General features: G+C 59.4%; 19 protein-coding genes and 1 pseudogene. 13 read left to right on the top strand and 7 right to left on the bottom strand.

The genetic code is table 11. The features are described from left to right. Positions 1 to 133 precede the first annotated feature (133 nt). The 3 genes from FHT78_RS06465 (at position 134) to FHT78_RS06455 (ending at position 3,125) form a co-directional block, all read left to right on the top strand. The gene (locus FHT78_RS06465) at positions 134 to 1,114 is read left to right on the top strand and encodes an NAD(P)-dependent oxidoreductase (protein WP_183741709.1); all 981 of its coding nucleotides are present in this window, start codon (positions 134 to 136) and stop codon (positions 1,112 to 1,114) included. 48 nt (positions 1,115 to 1,162) lie between these two features. Continuing rightward, a complete protein-coding gene (locus FHT78_RS06460) occupies positions 1,163 to 2,149 on the top strand; it encodes a substrate-binding domain-containing protein (RefSeq protein WP_183741707.1) in 987 nt (328 codons plus the stop codon). Positions 2,150 to 2,342: 193 nt separating this feature from the next. Then, the gene (locus tag FHT78_RS06455) at positions 2,343 to 3,125 is read left to right on the top strand and encodes a FadR/GntR family transcriptional regulator (protein WP_183741705.1); all 783 of its coding nucleotides are present in this window, start codon (positions 2,343 to 2,345) and stop codon (positions 3,123 to 3,125) included. 134 nt (positions 3,126 to 3,259) lie between these two features. Here FHT78_RS06455 and pdxA read toward each other — a convergent pair whose 3' ends face one another. The 4 genes from pdxA to FHT78_RS06435 all read right to left on the bottom strand — a co-directional run bounded on the left by pdxA (position 3,260) and on the right by FHT78_RS06435 (position 7,844). Further along, on the bottom strand, positions 3,260 to 4,255 hold the full coding sequence (gene pdxA / locus FHT78_RS06450) for a 4-hydroxythreonine-4-phosphate dehydrogenase PdxA (protein WP_183741703.1): 996 nt from the start codon (positions 4,253 to 4,255) through the stop codon (positions 3,260 to 3,262). A gap of 28 nt (positions 4,256 to 4,283) precedes the next feature. Further along, a complete protein-coding gene (locus FHT78_RS06445; RefSeq protein ID WP_183741701.1) occupies positions 4,284 to 5,417 on the bottom strand; it encodes an iron-containing alcohol dehydrogenase in 1,134 nt (377 codons plus the stop codon). A gap of 324 nt (positions 5,418 to 5,741) precedes the next feature. Further along, positions 5,742 to 6,926, bottom strand: coding sequence for an exo-alpha-sialidase (locus FHT78_RS06440; RefSeq protein ID WP_183741700.1), 1,185 nt, complete (start codon positions 6,924 to 6,926; stop codon positions 5,742 to 5,744). A 12-nt stretch (positions 6,927 to 6,938) separates the two neighbouring features. After that, positions 6,939 to 7,844, bottom strand: a complete 906-nt coding sequence (locus FHT78_RS06435) for a dihydrodipicolinate synthase family protein (RefSeq protein WP_183741698.1) — start codon at positions 7,842 to 7,844, stop codon at positions 6,939 to 6,941. 276 nt (positions 7,845 to 8,120) lie between these two features. On the opposite strand from FHT78_RS06435, the gene FHT78_RS06430 reads away from it, so the two are divergent. From FHT78_RS06430 to FHT78_RS06400, 7 genes are all read left to right on the top strand, one after another. Continuing rightward, entirely contained in the window at positions 8,121 to 9,752 is a 1,632-nt protein-coding gene (locus FHT78_RS06430) for an ABC transporter substrate-binding protein (protein ID WP_183741695.1), read from the top strand. Between the two features lie 133 nt (positions 9,753 to 9,885). Further along, a complete protein-coding gene (locus tag FHT78_RS06425) occupies positions 9,886 to 10,842 on the top strand; it encodes an ABC transporter permease (RefSeq protein WP_183741694.1) in 957 nt (318 codons plus the stop codon). A 2-nt stretch (positions 10,843 to 10,844) separates the two neighbouring features. Beyond that, positions 10,845 to 11,804 carry an ABC transporter permease gene (locus tag FHT78_RS06420; RefSeq protein ID WP_183741693.1) on the top strand — a complete coding sequence of 320 codons (960 nt, stop codon included), beginning with the start codon at positions 10,845 to 10,847 and terminating at the stop codon, positions 11,802 to 11,804. Next, positions 11,804 to 12,808 (top strand): ABC transporter ATP-binding protein, encoded by a 1,005-nt coding sequence (locus FHT78_RS06415; protein ID WP_183741692.1) that lies wholly within the window; start codon positions 11,804 to 11,806, stop codon positions 12,806 to 12,808. The genes FHT78_RS06420 and FHT78_RS06415 overlap by 1 nt, the downstream gene beginning before the upstream one ends. Further along, positions 12,808 to 13,800, top strand: a complete 993-nt coding sequence (locus FHT78_RS06410; protein ID WP_183741691.1) for an oligopeptide/dipeptide ABC transporter ATP-binding protein — start codon at positions 12,808 to 12,810, stop codon at positions 13,798 to 13,800. Before FHT78_RS06415 ends, FHT78_RS06410 begins: the two co-directional genes overlap by 1 nt. Continuing rightward, the gene (locus FHT78_RS06405) at positions 13,797 to 14,858 is read left to right on the top strand and encodes a four-carbon acid sugar kinase family protein (protein ID WP_183741690.1); all 1,062 of its coding nucleotides are present in this window, start codon (positions 13,797 to 13,799) and stop codon (positions 14,856 to 14,858) included. The genes FHT78_RS06410 and FHT78_RS06405 overlap by 4 nt, the downstream gene beginning before the upstream one ends. 18 nt (positions 14,859 to 14,876) lie before the next feature. Next, positions 14,877 to 15,641 carry a FadR/GntR family transcriptional regulator gene (locus FHT78_RS06400; protein ID WP_183741689.1) on the top strand — a complete coding sequence of 255 codons (765 nt, stop codon included), beginning with the start codon at positions 14,877 to 14,879 and terminating at the stop codon, positions 15,639 to 15,641. 34 nt (positions 15,642 to 15,675) lie between these two features. Here FHT78_RS06400 and FHT78_RS06395 read toward each other — a convergent pair whose 3' ends face one another. After that, entirely contained in the window at positions 15,676 to 16,563 is an 888-nt protein-coding gene (locus FHT78_RS06395; protein ID WP_183741687.1) for a LysR family transcriptional regulator, read from the bottom strand. 78 nt (positions 16,564 to 16,641) lie between these two features. Here FHT78_RS06395 and FHT78_RS06390 point away from each other — a divergent pair, with 78 nt between their 5' ends. The 3 genes from FHT78_RS06390 to FHT78_RS06380 are packed head-to-tail and all read left to right on the top strand — an operon-like array spanning position 16,642 to position 18,470. Further along, positions 16,642 to 17,424 carry an MBL fold metallo-hydrolase gene (locus FHT78_RS06390; protein ID WP_183741685.1) on the top strand — a complete coding sequence of 261 codons (783 nt, stop codon included), beginning with the start codon at positions 16,642 to 16,644 and terminating at the stop codon, positions 17,422 to 17,424. Between the two features lie 46 nt (positions 17,425 to 17,470). Beyond that, entirely contained in the window at positions 17,471 to 18,184 is a 714-nt protein-coding gene (locus FHT78_RS06385) for an SDR family oxidoreductase (protein ID WP_183741683.1), read from the top strand. Positions 18,185 to 18,224: 40 nt separating this feature from the next. Beyond that, positions 18,225 to 18,470: a 4-oxalocrotonate tautomerase family protein gene (locus tag FHT78_RS06380; RefSeq protein WP_183741681.1), complete on the top strand. Its 246-nt coding sequence runs from the start codon at positions 18,225 to 18,227 to the stop codon at positions 18,468 to 18,470. Positions 18,471 to 18,816: 346 nt separating this feature from the next. On the opposite strand, the pseudogene FHT78_RS06375 reads toward FHT78_RS06380, so the two are convergent. Continuing rightward, positions 18,817 to 19,830, bottom strand: a pseudogene (locus tag FHT78_RS06375) (glycosyltransferase family 2 protein); the annotation flags it as partial. 66 nt (positions 19,831 to 19,896) lie between these two features. Beyond that, positions 19,897 to 20,808 (bottom strand): glycosyltransferase, encoded by a 912-nt coding sequence (locus tag FHT78_RS06370; RefSeq protein ID WP_183741679.1) that lies wholly within the window; start codon positions 20,806 to 20,808, stop codon positions 19,897 to 19,899. Between the last annotated feature and the right edge of the window lie 10 nt (positions 20,809 to 20,818).

Raw genomic sequence — 20,818 nt, 5'->3', positions numbered from 1 at the left:
ACGCAAAACCCCGCGACAGCGTCAACTCATTGTCCGAGATGCTGGACCTATTGTAACAAAAATCTGTTTTGTCAGACAAATATCAATTGACGGAAGTGGCGCGCGAATATTAGCTATTACTGGGAGAGAGAGCATGCTGATCCTTGTTACCGGTGCCACGGGCAAGGTCGGGCAGCGCTTCATTGCTGGGCTGCTTGACGATCCGAGATTTTCCAAAGCCCGTGTTCGCGCGCTTTGTCACAATCGTTTGTGCGAGGCAACCGATCGTGTCGAAGTCATCCGCGGCTCGATCGCCGATCGCGATGTCGTGGCGGCAGCACTCAACGACGTTACCCATGTCGTGCATCTTGCCACTTGCAAGGAAACCCCTGAACACGTCATGGATGTTACGGTCAAAGGTCTCTTCTGGCTGCTCGAGGAGTTCCGCGGAAGCGTCACGGCACGTCAGTTCATCCTGATCGGCGGCGACGCGGGCATTGGGCATTTCCACTATCGCCATTCCGGTCCGATCACCGAGAGCGCCCCCCATTGCGCCTATCCCGGAAGCTACGCGCTCTCCAAGGTCCTCGAAGAGGTCATGCTGGAGCAGTTTGGCATTCAGTACGGCCTTAACGGCTGTTGCCTGCGCGCGCCCTGGATCATGGAAAAGGACGATTTCAAGTATTCGCTGTCCTTTGGGGATGACGTCTTTGGTGGCCCAGACTGGAAGACGCTCGTTCCGGAAGAAGCGGCGCGGCGCTATGCGGCCATGGACACGGTGCCGCTGCTGCTCGATGCTGACGGCCGCCCGCTGAAACGCAATTTCGTGCATGTCGACGACCTCGTATCGGCAATATTGGCAGCGATCGACAACCCGCGGGCGGAGAGGCAACTCTTCAATATCTGCATGGATCGACCTGTCGACTATGGTGAAGTCGCCGCCTACCTGTCGCGTACGCGAAATCTCGCCTCGGTCGAGATACCAAGCCGCTTCCATTCCAACTGGATGGACAACAGCAAGGCGAAATACCTGCTCAATTGGCGGCCAAACTACGATCTCGAAATGCTTATCGACTCGGCGTGGCAATACGAGCGTTCGAAGGAGGAACCTCGTATCGTGTGGTATCCGGGTTGATTTCGTGTGGCGGGCACGCAGTGCCCGTCTGTTTCAAGGGAGGAAACTATGAGGAAGGCATTATTACTGACAGCCGCAGTTTTAGCATTGACCGCCGGGCAGGCCCTGGCCAAGAAGCAACTCGTCATCGTCGTCAAGGGCCTCGACAATCCGTTCTTCGAAGCGATCAATCAAGGTTGCCAGAAGTGGAACAAGGAGAACCCGACAGCGGAATACGAGTGCTTCTACACCGGTCCGGCATCGACATCCGATGAAGCCGGCGAAGCGCAGATCGTTCAGGATATGCTGGGCAAGCCGGACACTGCCGCGATCGCGATTTCGCCATCAAATGCCAAGCTCATCGCCCAGACCCTGAAGACTGCCAATCCGAGTGTTCCGGTGATGACGCTTGATGCCGATCTTGCTGCCGAGGACGCGGCCTTGCGTAAGACCTATCTCGGCACCGACAACTATCTGATGGGCGCACGCATCGGCGAATACATCAAGAAGGCCAAGCCGAAAGGCGGCAGCATCTGCACGATCGAAGGCAATCCGGGAGCAGATAATATTCTGCGTCGCGCGCAGGGTATGCGTGACACGCTCACTGGCCAGAAAGGCCTTACCGCGCTGAAAGGCGAGGGTGGTTGGACAGAAGTCGCCGGCTGCCCGGTCTTTACCAATGATGATGGTGCCAAGGGCGTCCAGGCAATGACGGATATCCTTGCGGCCAATCCCAAGCTCGACGCGTTCGGCATTATGGGTGGCTGGCCATTATTCGGCGCGCCGCAACCCTATCGTGACCTGTTCAAGCCGATGGCAGACAAGATTGCCAGCAACGATTTCGTCATCGGTGCCGCCGATACGATCGGCGACGAGGTTGCTATCGCGAGGGAAGGTCTGGTGACTGCGCTCGTCGGCCAACGGCCGTTCGAGATGGGTTACAAGGCACCTTCGGTGATGATGGATCTCATTGCGGGAAAAGCAGTTGAAGATCCGGTCTTCACCGGGCTCGATGAGTGCACGAAGGACACGGTCGATACCTGCATTCAAAAGTAGGCTTACGGCTCGGCGCACCAGGTCAGAGTGCGCCGACTGTCTTCACGTAACGGATCGAAAGATCTGCAGGGCTTGACGCGCCCTGAATTCCGCGCTTTGTGCCGGATCCAATCGCAGGCGACTTCCTCGTTATTACGATTGTTTTTGATAGTCCGTGCAGACAGTCGAAAGAATGCTGAGGCAGTAGAAATAAATGCCTGACAAGAAATCGGGAAAGCCGACGACACTGGTCGAGGTGGCGACGGCTGACCGCTCAGCCACCACAAGGCGCCCAAATGCCGCCCGCATGACCGGAGCGAGTGTTCATCTGTCTTTGGCAGGCGAGATTGGTCTCAGGATCGTGCGCGGTGACTATCCGCCCGGTACGATCCTGCCAAACGAAGCAAAATGGTCACAAGTCTTTGACGTCAGCCGATCGGCGGTGCGTGAAGCGATCAAGATGTTGATGGCAAAGGGCCTGCTTTCTTCCCGCCCGAAAATCGGCAGTTGGGTCGAACCTAAGGAGCGCTGGAACCTGCTGGATCGGGATGTATTGGGCTGGTATGTGGCATCTCCCGATCGTGAATCGTTTTTACGGGCGGTGCAAGAACTCAGGCACATGATCGAGCCGGAAGCGACTGCCCTTGCTGCGGAGCGCCGAAGCGAGGCGCAAATGGAGGCGATCAGTCAGGCCCTGCGAGATATGGATCAGGCGACATCACTCCAGCAGCGGACAGAAGCCGATGCGCGATTTCACATCGCGATCCTGCGGGCCTCGGGAAATGATCTGCTGGTGCCGCTCGGCGTATTGATCGAATCGGCGCTGAACCACCTTTTCGCCTATGTCACGCGAGAGGAAGACGACTTGCAATATGTCATGAAACTTCACGAAAATATTGAAAAAAGCGTCCGATTGCAACGACCGAACATGGCGCGTAACGCCGTCCGCAAGGTGCTGGCAAATACAGACCAAATCATAGCACGGTGGTCGCGATAGAAATCTGTATCCTGGCCTGTCGAGGACAACGGCTGCAGTCCCGTGCGTAAGCCGAAATCGTGCCTGGCCATTGACGGAAAAGCCCGCCCTCAAGCGGCTCTTGCCGGCCAGGGACTGAATTGGGCTTCCGTTGCTCAAGCGGGCGCTGCGGCCCGACGTGGCGATCTCGCCATCAGCCGCGCATAGGCGATGGCTGACAGCATGTTGACGTGATTGGCGCGGCCGGTTCCGGCGATGTCGAAGGCGGTGCCGTGGTCGACCGAGACGCGGTCGATCGGCAGGCCGAGTGAGACGTTTACGGCGGTCTCAAAAGCGACGAGCTTGATCGGGATGTGACCCTGGTCGTGATATTGCGCTAGCACCAGATCGAAAGCGCCGTTATAAGCGCGCGCAAAGACCGTGTCGGCGGAAATCGGGCCGACCACGTCGATACCCTTGGCCTGTGCAAGTTCGACCGCCGGTGCAAGAAATTCCGTGTCTTCGGTTCCGAAAAGGCCGTTTTCGCCGCAGTGCGGGTTGAGACCGGCAACGGCGATGCGAGCCTTCCTGCCGAGGCGCATGAAGTGATTGTGGCCGGCTTCGATCGTTGCCAGCACGCGTTCGGTCTTCGCCCGCTCGATCGCACCCTTCAGCGAGACGTGGGTGGAGACGTGAATGGTATTCAGTCGCTCGGAGGCAAGCAGCATGAAGGAGCTCTTGGAACCGGTCAGGTGCGCCAGCAGGCCGGTATGGCCGTCGAAATGGTGGCCGGCGAGGTTCATCGCCTCCTTATTGATCGGCGCAGTGACGATGACGTCGGCCTCCTTTGACATGGCGAGACCAACGGCGCGGGCGATGTAGCGAACGGACGCATCGCCCGCGACAGGGCTGACCTTGCCAATCTCGGGGAGGGGGGCGCCAAGCGGCACCTCATCGACGGCGATGGTGTTTCCGTCTTCGGAGGCGGAGGGGCCGAAATTGAGGCTGACGTCAGTGGCGCGCGTAGCGCGTTCCAATGCTTCGGCATTGCCAACGATGACGAAATCGCGCCGTTCGGCGGCCGGCAGTGCAGCCAGTGCCTTGACAATCACTTCAGGGCCTACGCCGGCGGGGTCGCCGAGGGTCACTGCGACTTTTGCATTTCTGTCCATCAGCCAAATTCCTCTTGAAAGCCCTGCCTCAATAGGCTGCTTCGTAGATCGAGCGTATGTCAGTGCGCGTCAAGTCGCGCGGATTGTTATCGAGCAGCCTGCGGATCGCGAAAGCATCGTCGGCCATGGCGTCGAGATCGTTCTCCGGCACACCGAGGCCGGAGAGCGTCATTTCGATGCCGAGTTCGGCGCAGAAGGCATAGGCCGCATCGAAGACCGATTTGACGGTATCGGATGTGTCGTAACCAAGCGCTTCCATGATTGCCTTTGTCTTTTCCGGCACGGCCGGCGTGTTGAAGGCGAGAACATGCGGGAAGATCAGCGCATTGGCTGCGCCATGGGCGATATGCCAGCGTGTGCCGAGCGGATAGGCCAGGGCATGGCCGCCGGCGGTATTGACCGGACCAAGGCAGAAGCCGCCGTAGAGCGAGGCCAGCGAAAGCCCGGCACGGGCTTCAGCATCCGAACCGTCGCGGACGGCTCTTGCAAGATACTTGCCGACAAGCCGCGTTCCCTCGATCGCATACATGTCGATCATTGGATGCGCCTTGCGATTGGTGAAGGCCTCGACGCAATGCGCCATGGCATCGACGCCGGTTGCTGCAGTGGTTCGGGCAGGAACGGAGAAGGTTAGTGACGGGTCGATGACGGCGATATCGGCGAGCATGTGAAGGCTCTCGACTGCGAGTTTAGCTTTGGTCTCGGGATCGGTGACGAGCGCGCGGATGCCGGCCTCGCTGCCCGTGCCCGATGTGGTCGGCACTTGAGCTAGCGCTGCCTTGCGCGCCCTTTGCACTTTGTTCGGGCCGACAACCTCGCGAAGCGTCTGCTGCGAGCCGGCAAGCACGGCAGCGAGCTTGGCAAGATCCATGGCACTACCACCGCCGAAGCCGACGATAAGCTCAGCCTGTGTAGCTTCTGCCGAGGCCAGCACTTTGTCGAGATTGGCAATATCCGGTTCGGGCGTTACATCGGAGAAGACCGAAACTTCACCCTTCAGCTGCAACACATCGATGCGTGCGGCATTGAAAGCATCCGAGATAACCAGCGTTCGGGAATAACCCTTGCCGGCCGCCCAGGCGCCCAACTTCCCCGCAGTTCCGACACCGAACTCGATCAGGTGTGGCCTGACAACGGTAATAGGTGAATCCAAACTGACCATAGGCGGCCCTCCCGCTGCGCGACGGGCTTACCCGTCTATGATGTAAATTTGTTATCCTGTAGCACAGTTTTTGGCAATAATGAATGCGGATTTTTATCGTCCATTGATGAGTTTTTGGCGAGAACAGTGGGCATCGCGAACTTATAAATTTGCGTAAAGTACTGATATATCTGATAATATCTGGTATTCCGACCGGTGTCCTATCCAAATAACTCAGCTTGTCAACCGTTGTCGTGCATTTGTAAAAATCGCCTCACGCATAAGCAGGCCGAATTGTTTCAAACATTCGGCCTGGCCATACGTTATCGGCTGCTACGATGGCTTCTAAGTAATTGATTCTAATGGAATGCGTACATATTTGATGGCGCGTCGGTAGTAGGTGTAGGCCACATGAAGCGCGCCATCCGCCCCCTGCGTGATGGAGGGGTAGGAAAACTCGCGATTGAGCATGTCCCTCGAATTGTTGCTCAGGCAGTAACCGTCGCCGGTATCGAGATCGAACTTGCGTTCGAAATAGCCACCTGCATCGGCAGAGATTGCAAGGCTGAGCGGCGCGCGCGGAACACCCCAGATGGCCTTTCTGGCCGACATTCTCGAAATCTCCGCGACAGGCTCCTTGTCGCTTTCGATTTCGTCATAGAGCGAGTGGCGTCGCGCGTCGGAGGACGCAGCATTGCTGTGGTTGTAAACTATCGCGATTCTCCGGTCCGTCAGCCCTACGGCCTGGATCGAGGAATTATTGTTGGGCAGATTGGTCGGCTCCGGCGCGCTCCAGGTCTCGCCTTGGTCTAATGACAGCGAGGCGCGAATATTCTCCGAATAACGATCGCGGAAGAAGGCGATCATCCTGTCGCCCTCGAGCAGTACGATATTCATGTGCACGGCGCCCAGACTGCCTTCTATCTCCTTCATCTGCCAACTCTTTCCGGCATCGCGGGAGATCAGAACGCCTGCGGTGTCGGCATCGCCGCTCCAGCGCTGACCGGGCAGGCTGATGCAGCGGAAGATGGGAAGTAGCCAGTCGCCTTTGCCATTAACGACAATCTGCTGGCGCACGAAGGTGCCGGGAAGGTCGCAGAGAATGGTGGCCGGAGCAAAATTCTTGCCGCCATCTTCAGAGATCCGGCATTTGACAACCGCGCCGTCCTGGTCGCCAGATGTCTGTGAGGTGTAAAGCAGCCAGACCCGACCGTCTGGCGCATTAAAAATCAGGGGATTCTGCTCGGATTTTGCCGGATCATCAGACATTTTCTCCGGTTCGGACCAGCGATCCGCGCCGGGCGCCAGTCGCGACATGTAAATCGAGATGTCGCCCATGCCTTCCATCGTGCCGCCAAACCAGACACAGGTCAGCGTGCCATCGGCCAGAAAAGCGAGATTGGCGGCATGGTTCTGGATGCAGGGTGAGGGCAGATAGGCATCAAAGCGGCCAATCTGGGCGTCATTTGCCCTGAGCATACCATCCATCAACGCCGGCACTTCCTCGGGCTTCAAACCTGTCGTTTGCATCGCATTCCTCCTTTACGGCAGCTTGGCGTAGCCTTCAGCGAGTGCCGCGTATTCGGCATCATTGAGCGGGACCAGCGGCGGGCGCGTGCGTCGCCAACCGGCGTTGCCGGTCTTCAGGCCGACCATGGCCTTGATCGTCGGGATCTGGACATAGGAGTTCGACAGGGTGCGGAAGGCGTTGATGCGCGCCTGCGCAGTCTCGACCTCCGCGCTCCTGGCCTCGTCGTGAACATGGTCGTAAACCGTACGCAGCGAATTTGCGACGAGGTTCGAGGTCGCGGTAATGCAGCCGGCGCCGCCGGCCTTCAGGAGCGGCAGCAACAGCGGGTCGGCACCACAGAGTACCGAGAAACCAGGGCAGGCTGAGATGATCGCCTGCATGTTGTTGAAATCGCCTGCAGATTCCTTAATGCCGACGACCGTTTCCGGGAAGGCTTCGACCAGGCGGCTGATTAGCGGAACGGAGAGCGGAACGCCTGAGACCTGCGGGATGTGATAAAGGATCACCTGCAGCCTGGTATCGCCGATCTTTTCCAGGATCTGCGCATAGGCCGTGAAGAGGCCCTCGTCCGAGACGCCCTTGTAGTAGAAGGGCGGCAGCATGACCACCTTGGTAATGCCGAGCGAAAGCGCATGCTTCGTCAGTTCGACCGTCTCGGGAATGGCGACGACGCCGGTGCCCGGCAGCAGCTTGTCGGCTGGAATGCCAGCCTTCAGTGCCGCTTCGAGGATCATGCGGCGTTCGTCGGAAGAGAAGGAGTTGGCTTCGCCCGTCGTTCCAAGCAGTGCCACACCGTGGCAGCCTTCTTCGACCAACCGCTGGCAATGTTCGGTAAAGAGGCCGAGATCCGGACTGCCATCGGTGTTGAGAGGGGTAGTGGCGGCGCTAAAGACGCCTGTAATCTTGTGATTGCTCAAGGTATCCTCCTCGTCAGACCGGGCCTTCCCGGCACGTTCCTGCGCAGTCGTATTCATCCCAACGCGGCGCAGTTGTCAATCTTACAAATTTGAAAACTTCACATGCCTATTTTCAAGATATTGATTTTTATTATTAAATAATTGGTATTCTCGATTTTTACCTTTCGCTCGCTCTTTTTCATTGACAGATTTACATTATCGCGCAAATGTCAACGTCATATCGCGCAGCTTCGGGGAGGTCTTTCGAAAGGCGCGCTATTTGCCAGGGAGGAGCAAATGACAATTGAGAACTTTTCGCAGATTTCCCGTCGTGAGGCGCTGAAGCTCGGGCTTGCGGCCGGTGTCGGCTTCTCGCTCTTCGGTGCGAGCGCGCGCATCGTCATGGCGCAGGACGGACAGGTCCTGAAGGCCATCAATCCCGCCTTCGATCAGGACTGGTCGCCGCTGCGCGGTGGCGGCAGAACCTTCCGCTGGAATTCCTTCTGGTGGGCATCGCCGATGTATTTCGACGCCGAGGGTAAGATCCAGCCCTACGTCTTCACGAGCTGGGACTCGCCAGACAAGAAGGTCTGGACGTTCAAGATCGACCCGAAGGCAGTCTTCTCCGATGGCAGCAAGATCACCGCGGCCGATATCAAGGGCTCCTGGGAAGTTGCTTCCATGCCCAATACCAAGAACCAGCGCGTCGACCAGGTGCTGAGCAAGGTGCAGGGCTACAAGGAAATCTCTGCCGGCTCCGCCAACGAGCTGACCGGCGTAACAACGCCTGATGAATCGACGGTTGTCTGCACACTGACGCAAGCCGATGCGATCTTCTTCATGCGCCTTGCCAACCACATTGTCCCAATCACCAAGGCCGCCCAGTCGCGCGGCAGCGATGGCGAGGAAGTGGCCGATTGGTACAAGCCTGACAGTAGCGCCGTCTACTCCGGTCCTTTCAAGCTGACGGCCCTTGATATCGATGCCGGGACGCTGACCTTCGAGCCGAACGAGAAATTCTTCGGACCGAAGCCGAAGCTTGCCCGCATCGAGATCAGCTCGATCGAAGACAATGTCACCGCGACCTCGCTGATCAAGTCCGGCGAATACAATGCTCATACCGAGCTCGTCACCTCGACGATCATCCAGGATCTCGGCCCGGAATTTTCTGCCGGTCCGCTCATTCCAACCAGCCAGCATTTCTGGTTCAACACGTCGCGCGCACCAATGGATGACCCCAAGGTTCGCCAGGCGCTGATCATGGCGGTCGATCGCGACGGCCTGTTCAAGGCGTCCTATCCGGATGGCCCGCATAAGAAGGCCGACCAGATCCTGAACTCGGTTCCGGGTGCGGATAATTCCGGCTTCGAACCCTATCCGTATGATCCGGCAGCGGCCAAGAAGCTGCTCGCTGAATCAAGCTATGGCGGTCCGGAGCGTCTTCCCAAGCTGCTGTTCGTCGGCATTTCGGGCCCGGCCATCCAGGCTGCCGCCCAATTCATCGCCGAGCAGTGGCGTCAGAACCTCGGCATCACCGCTGTCGATATGAAGCCACAGCAGGACTCCTATGCCGGTCCTGACCAGAACGCGGTCCAGATCTTCCGTGATGACGTCGGCACACGCGTTCCCGATGCCGTCTCTTATCTTGCCGGCTCCATCGCATCTTCGTCTTCGAACGCTCAAAACAAGCTCGGCGGATACAAGAACGACAAGGTGGACAGCCTGCTTGCCGAAGCGGCAACCAAGGCTGCCGACGACCCGGATCGCGTGAAGCTGGCGCAGGAAGCCCAGAAGGTCTTCCGCGACGACTGGGCCTTTCTTCCATGGTACTCTCAGGCGATGTCGCGCTGGGCAACCAAAGAGGTCAAGGCCATGGAAAAGAACCTCGACTGGCAGGTCGTGGCTCCTTGGGATGTTTCCATCGGCTGAAGCCGATAGCAGGGCCGCATGATGCGGCAAAAGCAGCGGCGCGAAGGCCGAAAGGTCTTCGCGCTACGTTTTAAGAAGAACCGGCGGCTGCGGCCTTCCGCGGGAACGCGCCGGGCAAGAATGGGAGGTGGCCTTGTTACGCTATGTGCTTACGCGGTTTGCCATCTGGATTCCGTCCGTCCTAGTCGTGATGATGGCTGTCTACGCGATGGCCTTCTATGGTGCCGGCGATCCGATCAAGCTGATCTTCCTTCGCGCGCCCGGTGACGTCGCTTACAACCCGCAGCGTATCGAGGCGATCCGCGAAAGTGCAGGTCTCAACAAGCCCTTCATCGAGCAGTTCGGTCTTTACATCTGGAACCTCCTGCACGGGCAGTTCGGCAATTCGCTGACATCCGGCCGCTCTGTCTGGGCGATGGTTTCGGCTGCTGCTCCCGTCTCTTTCCAGCTTGCGCTCTGTTCCATCATCCTGACGACGGTCGTCGCGATCCCGCTCGGGATGATCGCCGCTATGAACCAAAACAACCGCGTCGACTACACGATCCTCGGCACGGCGCTTTTCCTTTGGGCAGTCCCCGCTTATGTCGCAGGCCCGCTCCTGATGGTGGCGCTGATCGTCCTGATGCCGATGATCAAGGTTCCCTATGGCTGGGGCGGCGTCTTCGACGTGCGCATCATTCTGCCGCTCATCGTGCTCTCCTTCCAGCCGATCGCGCTGATCGTTCGCCAGACTCGCGCGGCCGTCATCGAAGTGCTGTCCGAAGATTTCGTCCGCACGGCGCGCGCCAAGGGCGTGCCGGAAATCGTGGTGGCACTGAAGCATATCCTGCGCCCGGTGCTGACACCTGTGGTCACGCAGCTCGGCCTCATCATGATCACCATTGTCAACGGCGCCATCTTCGTCGAGCTCGTCTTCGGTCTGCCGGGCCTCGGCCGGTTGACCGTGCAGGCGCTCACCAATTCCGATTATCCCGTCATTCTCGCGATCACTCTGATCGGATCCTTCCTGGTCATGGTGTCGAACCTGCTGGTCGACGTGCTCTACCCGCTGCTCGATCCGCGCGCCAATGATTCCAGAAGGAGCCGCTGATCATGTCCGCTATTCCTCTTTCGACGATCGACACGACCGAGGAGCCGCCAGTCAACTTGTGGCGCGATGCCTGGCATCGCCTGAAGCGCAATAAGCTTGCGATCTTCGGCCTGATGGTGATCGTAATTCTCGCCTTCACGGCAATCTTCGGCCCTGCGCTGACGCCTTATGACTATCTCAGCCAGGATCTAGCTTCGCGCAACGCGCCGCCGTCACTGGCGCATTTCTTCGGCACTGACGATCTTGGCCGCGACGTCTTCAGCCGTATCGTCTTCGGCACGCGCACGGCCTTTCTCGTTGCCGTCATCGTCACGTTCATCGCGGTGCTGATCGGGCTCCTGCTTGGCGCCATCGCTGGGTTCTTCGGCAATCCGTTCGACCGCGCCATCATGTGGCTGACGGATGTGACGATGTCGGTGCCGAACCTGCTTCTCGTCGTGGTCATCAATGCATCGCTGAAGACGCCGATCACCAGGTGGATGGAGGCGCAGTATCTGGCGACCCTCAATCCCTTCTATCGCCAGACTGTCTGGGTGGATTTCATTCTGGTCTTCGGTTCGATGGCACTCATCTCTTGGCCACCTTATGCGCGCCTCGTCCGCGCGCAGGTTCTGTCGATCCGCAACCGCCCATACGTCATGGCGGCACAGGCGCTCGGCCTTTCCAACTGGATCGTCATCCTGCGTTATATCGTGCCGAATGCGCTCGGGCCGCTGATCGTTTCCGTCAGCGCCGGCCTCGGCACCGCGATGGTGCTGGAAAGTGCCTTCAGCTTCCTCGGCGTCGGCGTCAATCCGCCGACCCCCAGCTGGGGCAATATGATCTCGGACGGCCTGCGCGTCTGGCAGCATTATCCGCATCTCCTTGCCGCTCCGGCGGCCGTGCTCGGTCTTGCCTCAGTTGCCTTCAGCTTCCTCGGCGACGGCCTCAACGACGCACTCAATCCGCGGGGCAGCAAGTGATGAACGCAACAAGCAATGAACGCCTGCTGGACGTGAAGGATCTCACCATCGAGATCGATACGCGCCGCGGCCCTGCCGTCGTCGTCGATGGCATCGACCTCTACGTCAATAAAGGCGAGACGCTCGGCGTCGTCGGTGAATCCGGCTGCGGTAAGAGCCTGACGATGCTGAGCCTGATGCGGCTCCTGCCGAACAAGATCAAGGTGACGAAGGGTTCGGCGACATTTGACGGGCGCGACCTGCAGAAGATGTCGAACGGCGACCTGCGCAAGGTACGCGGTGGCGATGTCGGCTTCGTCTTCCAGGATCCGATGACCTCGCTCAATCCGGTCATGCGCATCGGCGACCAGATCTGCGAGCCGCTGATCTATCATCGCAAGATGTCGAAGAAAGAGGCACAGGCTCGCGCCGTCGAACTTCTGCGCCTCGTCGGCATTCCAGGTCCCGAAGAGCGGCTGATGGCGTATCCGCATGAGCTTTCCGGTGGCATGCGCCAGCGTGTGATGATCGCCATCGGCCTTGCCTGCAATCCGAAGCTTCTGATCGCCGATGAGCCGACGACCGCGCTCGACGTGACGATCCAGGCGCAGATCGTCGATCTGGTGAAGGATCTGCGCGCCAAGCTCGGCATGTCCGTCGTCTGGATCACCCATGACCTCGCGCTGATCGCCGGCCTCGTCGATCGCGTCGCCGTGCTCTATGCCGGCACGGTCGTGGAAGATGCGCCGGTGGACGAGCTCTATGCTCGTCCCAGCCATCCCTATACGCGCGGCCTGCTGTCCTCGATCCCGAAGCTTTCGGATGCGCCGGCAAGCCGCCTGTCGTCGATCGGCGGTACGCCGCCGGAGCCAGGCCGCCGTCCGAAAGGCTGTCCCTTTGCGCCACGCTGCCCGCTGGCCGAAGCCGTCTGTCACGAGCGTGTGCCGCGGCTGGAGCCGATTGCCGGCAACAGCGCGCATCGCGCCGCCTGTTTCGTCGTTCAGAAAATGCAGGAGGCTGCGTGATGGGTGCTCAACCGCTCCTGAAGGTCGAAAACCTCGTCAAGCATTTCCACGTCAAGCTCGGTGCTTTCGGAGAACGCTCGGCGACCGTCTATGCGCTCGACAATGTCAATCTCGAGATCATGGAAGGCGAGACGCTGAGCCTCGTCGGCGAATCCGGCTGCGGCAAGTCGACGACCGGTTTCACCATTCTCAATCTCTACAAGGCCACGAGCGGCAAGGTGGTCTACAAGGGCCAGGATCTTGCGACGCTCGATGAAAAGCAGATGCGGCCCTTCCGCCGCGACCTGCAGATCGTCTTTCAGGATCCCTATTCGACGCTGAACCCGCGCATGACCGTGGGCGAAGCGATCGGCGAGCCGATCCTCTTCCACAAGCTTGCCCCCAAGGCGGAGCTCAAGGATAAGGTCGCGGCACTGCTCACCGATGTCGGCCTGCCGACGCGTTTTGCCCAGCGCTATCCGCACGAGCTCTCGGGCGGCCAGCGCCAGCGCGTCGTCATTGCGCGTGCGCTTGCCTGCCAGCCGAAATTCATCGTCTGCGACGAGGCGATCTCGGCACTCGACGTGTCGATCCAGGCGCAGATCATCAACCTGCTGCTCGACCTGCAGGAAAAATACGGCCTGACCTATCTCTTCATCGCCCATGACCTGGCCGTCGTGCGCCACATCAGCACGCGCGTCGGCGTCATGTATCTCGGCCGTCTGGCCGAGCTTGCGACGCGTGAAGAACTCTTCGACAATCCGCTGCATCCCTATACGAAGGCGCTGCTGTCGGCCGTGCCGGAAACCGATCCGGAGCTCGAGCGCACCCGCAAGCGCCAGATCCTGCAGGGCGATGTGCCGAGTCCGCTGAACCCGCCGACAGGCTGCCGTTTCCATACGCGCTGCCCGATCGCCATGGAGGTTTGCAGCAAGGTCATTCCGGAATGGAAGGAAGCGAAGCCCGGCCATCTGGTTGCCTGCCATGCCGTCAATCCGGGGCAGACTTCATGACGCTTAAAGTCGCCATCATTGCCGACGATCTGACTGGTTCGCTCGATACGGGTACACCCTTCGTGGAGACCGGGCTGTCAGTCGCTGTGGCGATCGATGTCGAAGCGGCCGGCAAGGCGCTGGAAACCGGTGCCGAAGTCGTGGTGGTCAACACCGACTCGCGCAGCCTGCCGGAGGAAGAAGCGGCCGCGCGCGTGCGAGCTGTTGCCGAGATCCTGCGCGCCGCCGGGTCGGCCATCTTCATGAAGAAAATCGACTCGCGGCTGAAGGGCAATGTCGCGGCCGAAAGCATTGCGCTGGCCGATGTACTGGGCCTCAAGACTATCCTCATGGCGCCGGCCATTCCCGATCAGGAGCGGATCACATATAGAGGCTGCGTGGTCGGGCGTGGTGTGGAGCATCCCTTGCCGATAGCCGACCTTTTTACCGGATCTGGTCGCGACGTGACGGTTGCCGATGCCGAAGACGATGCCGATCTCGATATTGTCGTCGCGGAGAACGACTGGCTTTCCACCCTTGCCGTCGGTGCCCGTGGTCTGGGTTCGGCGCTCGCGCGCCGGCTCGGCGGAACTGCACGGCTAGTGCCGGAATTTCATAAGACGCGAAAAACACTCTTTGCCTTCGGCTCGCGTGATCCGATCACTGCCGGGCAGATGGATTGTCTGGAAGCTTCCGGTGCGCTGCGGGTTGTCGTTGATGCGCCGATGGGCGCGGTCGAAAGCGGTGAGGGGCTGGCACTGCCGGTGCTGATGCGTTGCACGGGCGAAATGACGGATGATGCTGCACTCGTTGCCGCTCGCTTTGCCAAGGGCGTGAAATCAGTCATAGCTGATACGAATCCGGACCTGATCATGGTCGGCGGCGGCGATACCGCGCTTGCTGTATTCCGGGAACTGGGCGCTTCGGTCTTGTTGCCGAAGGGTGAAATCGAGGCCGGCGTTCCGTGGCTCGACGTAATCGGCGTCAACGGGCGGCAATTCCGGTGTGGCGTCAAGTCGGGGGGCTTCGGCAATTCCGATAGTTTGCTAAGACTGATCGTTCGGAATCAGGCGGCGTAAAGAATGCCAGCAGGGAGAATGAGAGTGGACGAAGCGAGTGGCGGATCGGTGAAGCCGGAAGCGGCGTCGGCAGCCCGGCCTGGCAGAGCCGTGAAGCTGGTCGACCGTGTCTTCGATCAACTGATGGAGCGTATCCGCGCCGGCAACTATCCGCCGGATTCACGCCTTCCGGGCGAACACGAACTTGCCTCGATGCTCGGCGTTTCGCGCCCCATCGTGCGCGACGCGCTGGCGCGCCTGCGCGAGCAGGGGATCGTCTATGCAAGGCAGGGGGCCGGTACCTTCGTCAGTGCGCATGGCTCGCCGACGGCGCAGCTTGCCTATTCGCCGGTGAAGACGATTGCCGATATTCAGCGCTGTTACGAATTCCGCCTGACGATCGAGCCGGCTGCCGCCTATTTTGCCGCCAAGCGCCGCGACGATGCGGCGATCCAGAAGATCGCTGCAGCCCTTGCGGATCTGCGCGAGGCGACGAGCCATCAACTGCACCGGGTGGACGCCGACTTCCTCTTCCACCGTGCCGTCACCGAGGCGGCCAACAATCACTATTACACCGCCTCCATGGATGCGCTGAAAGCGCATATCGCCGTCGGCATGCATCTGCATGGGCTTTCGCTGCTTGGTCCACGGCCGGGCTTGGAGCAGGTGTATCAGGAGCACAACGAAATCTACAAGGCGATCGCCGAGGGCAGGGCGGAGAATGCCAGCGACCTGATGCGCGCTCACCTGGAGGGTTCGAGGGATCGTCTGTTCGAAGGACGCGTGCTCGACCTGTCTTTCTGAATGAACCCCGGTTTTGGAACGGAAATTGGGGATTTCAGTCTTCGAACAAGGCACTTTCCGTCGCGAATATTTTGGTGATGTATTCGGCGACGGTCCGGATCGGCAGATCCTTGCGTTGCTGCCGTCGGGTGAGAAGCCAGGCTTCCCGCGGCGGCGGCGCTCGTTCGAGTGGGCAGGGATAGAGGCTTCTTTCCAGACGACCGATGTAATGCGGCAGGAGTGCCAGACCTGCGCCTGACTTGGCAGCCATCGCCTGGGAAACCTGATTGTTGGCGCGGAAACACACACGAGCATATGGGAACTGGCGGGCCAGCCAGATCGCCTCCGGCACGTAGCCGTTCACCTCGTCAAATCCGACGAAGACGGGTTCCGCGCCGTTTTCGACTTGCCGGCAAACCTCCTGCGTTCCGTAAAATCCGTATCCGATCGTCGCGAGCTGCTTGGCCATCAGATCGCCGTCCTGCGGTTTTCCTAAGCGTATGGCGATGTCGGCCTCGTGGCGTTCAAGGCTTATGGTGCGCAGGTCAGTCGCAAGGTCGATATCGAGGCCCGGATATTGTTTGGTGATTTCCGCCAGACGGGGGATGAGGAAGCCCTGTGAGAGTGCGGGCGAAGCGTTGATGCGCACCAGGCCTTTCGGCGTGTCGTCCTTCCAACCCCGTCCAAGTGTCTGGACGGAGGCTTCCATGTCGCTTGCTGCGGTGAGTGCGCGGGTTCCGGCGGGTGTGAGCACATAGCCATCGGGGCGGCGCTCGACCAGTTTTTCGCCGAGCGTTTCCTCGAGCGAATGAAGGCGGCGGGCAATCGTTGCGTGGTTGACGCGCAATGTGCGGGCCGCGGCCGAAAGGCTGCCGTGGCGTCCGAGTGCGAGAAAAACCCTGATGTCCTGCCAATCGGGCTCTGTGCGTTTTTTATCAGCCATTGGCAAAGAATAGCGAATTTTTCGCAGAAGGGAACGGGGCTAGATAGGAGGCGACCTCGAAACAGAAAGGTTGCCGATATGACCTCTTCCCATCTCAATCTTACGCTGATCGGCGGGCCAACCGTGTTGATCGAATATGGCACGCTCCGGCTTCTCACCGATCCTACCTTCGACCCGCCGGGCCTCTACAGGGAAAAGCCCGTTCGCTTCGAAAAGACTTCCGGACCTGCCCTGTCGGTCGAAGAGATCGGCCGGCTGGATGCTGTCTTACTCAGTCACGATCAGCACCTCGACAATCTCGACAGTGCCGGCCGGGCAATGCTGCCGACAGTCCGCACCACATACACAACAAAAGCTGGCGCCGAGCGGTTGGGCGGCAATGCGCTGGGCCTTGCTCCTTTCGAGACCGTCACGCTGGAAGGCGCTGGTGGCGAGAAGCTGCTGGTAACAGCAACACCCGCCCGCCACGGCCCCGTCGGCATTGAGCCGATATCAGGCGATGTCGTCGGCTTCGCGCTTGGCCGCGAAAAGCCGGGCGATCTTCTCTACGTGACCGGTGACACGGTCTGGTACGACGGCACGGCAGAGGTCGCCAGGCTATTTTCTCCCAAAGTGGTGCTGCTGTTTACAGGTGCTGCCGAGCCCCGTGGCCGTTTCCACATGACGATGGGCAGCGAAGACGCTCTGGAGGCGGCGCATGCCTTCCCGAACGCGCTGCTCGTATCCGCGCACAACGAGGGCTGGGTGCACTTCCGCGAAACGCAGGACCAGCTCGCGCACGCATTCTCCGTCTTCAACCTCGAGGATCGCCTGAAGCTCTTCGAAAGAGGCAAACCGCTCGCCGTCGATCTGACGGCCTGATCACCTATCAAACATGGCAAAGCGCCATCTTCCAAGGAGACATACCATGAGCAATGAACAGAAAGTCGCAATCATCACCGGTGCCTCGCAGGGTATCGGTGCAGGCATCGTCGAGGCCTATCGCAAGGAAGGCTATGTCGTCGTTGCCAACTCCCGCAACATTCAGCCGTCATCAGATGCAGGTATTATCGCAGTACCCGGCAGCATCGGCGAGCGTCGTGTGGCCGAACAGCTCGTCAAGACGGCCGTCGAGCGTTTCGGTCGTGTCGATACGCTGATCAACAATGCCGGTATCTTTATCGGCAAGCCGTTTACCGATTACACGGTCGAAGACTTCGACAACGTCGTCAACGTCAACGTTGCCGGCTTCTTCCACGTCACGCAATTTGCCATTGCCCAGATGCTAAAGCAGGGCCATGGTCACATCGTTCAGATCACCACGGCCCTTGTGGATCAGCCCATCGCCGATGTCCCTACGGGCCTTGCGACGCTGACCAAGGGCGGTCTCGATGCCGTCACCCGCGGGCTTGCCATCGAATATGCCAAGAGCGGTATCCGCGTAAATGCGGTGGCGCCCGGTATCATCAGGACGCCGATGCATGCGCCGGAAACGCACGATTTCCTTAAGGGTCTGCATCCGGTCGGCCGCTTGGGTGAGGTGAGCGAAGTCGTAGACGCCGTGCTCTATCTCGAGCGTGCCGGCTTCGTCACCGGCGAGGCGCTGCATGTCGATGGCGGTCAGCACGCCGGTCGCTGGTGATCATGAAAAGGGGAATGGACCGTCATCAAGGAGAACGACAATGCCTTATGTGAATATCAAAGTAACGCGCGAAGGCACGACCCCGGGCGCAACGAGCACCACGCCTGAGCAGAAGGCCGCCTTGATCAAGGGTGTCAGCGATCTGCTCTTCGACATCATGGGCAAGCCGCATGACAGCACCTTTGTCGTCATCGATGAAGTCGAGATGGAAAGCTGGGGTGTCGGCGGCCTGCCCGTGCCTGAATATCGTAGGCAGCTTGCAGAAAAAGCAGCAAAGCAGAAATAGTGTCGTGGCGGCCGCAAGGCCGCCATTCGCTTTACGATCAAGCGCAATGCATAGAGTATCGTGTCATGGGCAACTGGCAGGGCAATCGTATCATCGACCTATTCGGAGTGAAGCTTCCCAGGAGGAGAGAGGCGGGCCGCCTGCGATGGGTAGCGGAATGCAGGCCGGAGCCAGCACAGGCAAACCTTGAAGGCGACTGCCGCATCGCGAAGATCGGAAGCGATTTTCGAAAGGCCGATGCGCAGATTCAAAGGGTTAGAGCGCCATGCGTCGCTTCGCCTGAGATGACGGCGCCTGTCTGGACCAGGGAGGACCTGTTCTTCGATGCTGCCGAGCTCTTCTGCTGCACCTCAATGTCGGATGCGCTGTGCCAGAGTTGCCAGCCTTCGCCCTGTATGAGACCGCTGTCGGAGAGATCTTTCCAGTTTCGATAGGTGCCGGTGCTCGTGGAGACGAAGTTGCGCGCATCTTCGGGGGAAGAGTACATCGTGTACTCGGCTGTATGCTCTAAACGGTTGACGGGATCGGCGACCTTGTGAAGAAAGCTCGACAGGAATTTGAAGTGCAGAAGGGCGCTGGTGACGCTGACGGCGCCACGCGTTTCGCCGAGATTGAGAGCGAGAGGCCAGACCTGATGCGAGGATTTGAGATAGAGGCGCTCACCGGATACGTAGATCAGCGGGATCTTATTGAGCGCCGGGCCATCCCAAATGCGGCCACGGAAATAGACACGGCCGCGCACGCCGCCCTTGATCCAAATGGTGCGGCTGCTCTTGTCGAAATGCGATTCATAGCCTGAGCGGTCGAAGAGGTTACATGCGCTGAGCGGATCGCAGCCGGGCTCGCAGATGTTTTCGCTGACGGGATTGCGGCTGTACATGTCGATCATGACCGAGCGCAGCGAACGAGCGTCAACCGATTCCATATAGGCGGTCAACTGGCCGATCGAATGCGTGTCGCAATGCGGATAGACGAGAAACTCATCCGCATCGACATAGAGAACCCATTTTTCCTGGCAATGACGGTTCATGACCGCATTGATCCAGTCATTGCCGAAGCGCGCTGCCTTGTAGGAGCCGGTGGCCGAAAGCAGCGAGACATCCTGCATGCCGGACAGGAGCTCGGCCGTGCCGTCGCTCGAACCGTTGTCAATGCAGATGAAATGCTCGACACCGAGATTGCGATAATATTGCAGGAAGAACTCCATCCGGTGTCCCTCGTCACGGATCACGCAGATCAGCACATGGCGCGCCTGCTTGAGGCTGTCGCGCAGCCCGCCATAGCCGACCTGTCCGGCCTTCAGCGAGCGGCGCAGCCGGGCCTTGGCATAGTGCGAAATACTGTTGGTCAAAACACTCATTTCTGCTCCTGAACACTCGCGCCGGCTTAAAGACCGGTTCTGCCTGCAGGGCCGGGCCGATTTTCGTCAGACGACATAGTCGCCGGCGAGCAGGGTCTGGACACGCGGATTGGGCATCTCATTCTGAAGGGCATGTCGCACGCGCTCGCGCATCGAACGGTATTTATAGACCACCTTGCGGTCGAAGCTGATGCCTCGGTAGAGCGCGTTGTAGGCCGGATGTGTCTTGCGCAGATCGATATAGACCTGGCTTTCGGTATCGCTCCACGGGAAGAACGTGCCGTGCCAGGGCTTGGGATGCGCCATGTAGTGGACGATAGCGAGCGAGGACATTTCCACCAGATGCAGGAACTGCTTGGGAAAGTTCCAGCGGTTCGACACCAGGATGAGCGAGGAACCGCAAACATAGTTCAGCGCGCCCTGATCATGCTTGCCGTCGCATGCCTCCGGATTCGTGGCAAAGAGCTGCAGCGCTTCTGGCCCGATCCAGCCATCGCGATGGAATTTCAGAACGCCGGCATTGAAGTAACTGCTGTCCTTGCCGTTTTGCAGCAGGCCGTGAATGGACGTGTAGTCGCGGGCCGCGAAGAACTTTCCAGGGGGCGCGAAGGCATTTTCGAGATCGGCAAGGCTGCTGACGATCTGCGTGTCGCCATCCAGGTAGATGATCTGGGTATAATTGTCGGGCAGGATCTGGGCGAGTACCAGCTTGGCCATGGTGCTGACACTGATACGGCCCATGAAATGCGAACCGTCGAGCTTGCCGAGGGATTGGTGCAGTGCTTCTGTCGCATCCATCAGCTTGACACCGCTCAATGCCAGCAGGCTCCTCAACTCCTCGAAATTGTCCAAATGTTCCGACATAAGAACACAGACATCCGTCTCGGAACTTGCAAATTTTCGGGCCTGCAGCGCCGAGAGAATAGTCGGAAAGGAATATTCGACATCCGTAACGTAGGCCACGCACTGATTACTCATGGTACAATCC

Origin of the sequence: Rhizobium sp. BK196 (assembly GCF_014193255.1) — a bacterium.
In the GTDB taxonomy this organism is placed as follows: Bacteria; Pseudomonadota; Alphaproteobacteria; order Rhizobiales; family Rhizobiaceae; genus Rhizobium.
This window is presented reverse-complemented; position numbering and strand designations above follow the sequence as displayed.

Excerpts from the sequence above, each read along its gene's own strand:
- FHT78_RS06465 (WP_183741709.1), top strand. The coding sequence starts at position 134 with ATGCTGATCCTTGTTACCGGTGCCACGGGCAAGGTCGGGCAGCGCTTC.
- FHT78_RS06460 (WP_183741707.1), top strand. The coding sequence starts at position 1,163 with ATGAGGAAGGCATTATTACTGACAGCCGCAGTTTTAGCATTGACCGCC.
- FHT78_RS06455 (WP_183741705.1), top strand. The coding sequence starts at position 2,343 with ATGCCTGACAAGAAATCGGGAAAGCCGACGACACTGGTCGAGGTGGCG.
- pdxA (WP_183741703.1), bottom strand. The coding sequence starts at position 4,255 with ATGGACAGAAATGCAAAAGTCGCAGTGACCCTCGGCGACCCCGCCGGC.
- FHT78_RS06445 (WP_183741701.1), bottom strand. The coding sequence starts at position 5,417 with ATGGTCAGTTTGGATTCACCTATTACCGTTGTCAGGCCACACCTGATC.
- FHT78_RS06440 (WP_183741700.1), bottom strand. The coding sequence starts at position 6,926 with ATGCAAACGACAGGTTTGAAGCCCGAGGAAGTGCCGGCGTTGATGGAT.
- FHT78_RS06430 (WP_183741695.1), top strand. The coding sequence starts at position 8,121 with ATGACAATTGAGAACTTTTCGCAGATTTCCCGTCGTGAGGCGCTGAAG.
- FHT78_RS06420 (WP_183741693.1), top strand. The coding sequence starts at position 10,845 with ATGTCCGCTATTCCTCTTTCGACGATCGACACGACCGAGGAGCCGCCA.
- FHT78_RS06415 (WP_183741692.1), top strand. The coding sequence starts at position 11,804 with ATGAACGCAACAAGCAATGAACGCCTGCTGGACGTGAAGGATCTCACC.
- FHT78_RS06410 (WP_183741691.1), top strand. The coding sequence starts at position 12,808 with ATGGGTGCTCAACCGCTCCTGAAGGTCGAAAACCTCGTCAAGCATTTC.
- FHT78_RS06405 (WP_183741690.1), top strand. The coding sequence starts at position 13,797 with ATGACGCTTAAAGTCGCCATCATTGCCGACGATCTGACTGGTTCGCTC.
- FHT78_RS06400 (WP_183741689.1), top strand. The coding sequence starts at position 14,877 with ATGAGAGTGGACGAAGCGAGTGGCGGATCGGTGAAGCCGGAAGCGGCG.
- FHT78_RS06395 (WP_183741687.1), bottom strand. The coding sequence starts at position 16,563 with ATGGCTGATAAAAAACGCACAGAGCCCGATTGGCAGGACATCAGGGTT.
- FHT78_RS06390 (WP_183741685.1), top strand. The coding sequence starts at position 16,642 with ATGACCTCTTCCCATCTCAATCTTACGCTGATCGGCGGGCCAACCGTG.
- FHT78_RS06385 (WP_183741683.1), top strand. The coding sequence starts at position 17,471 with ATGAGCAATGAACAGAAAGTCGCAATCATCACCGGTGCCTCGCAGGGT.
- FHT78_RS06380 (WP_183741681.1), top strand. The coding sequence starts at position 18,225 with ATGCCTTATGTGAATATCAAAGTAACGCGCGAAGGCACGACCCCGGGC.
- FHT78_RS06370 (WP_183741679.1), bottom strand. The coding sequence starts at position 20,808 with ATGAGTAATCAGTGCGTGGCCTACGTTACGGATGTCGAATATTCCTTT.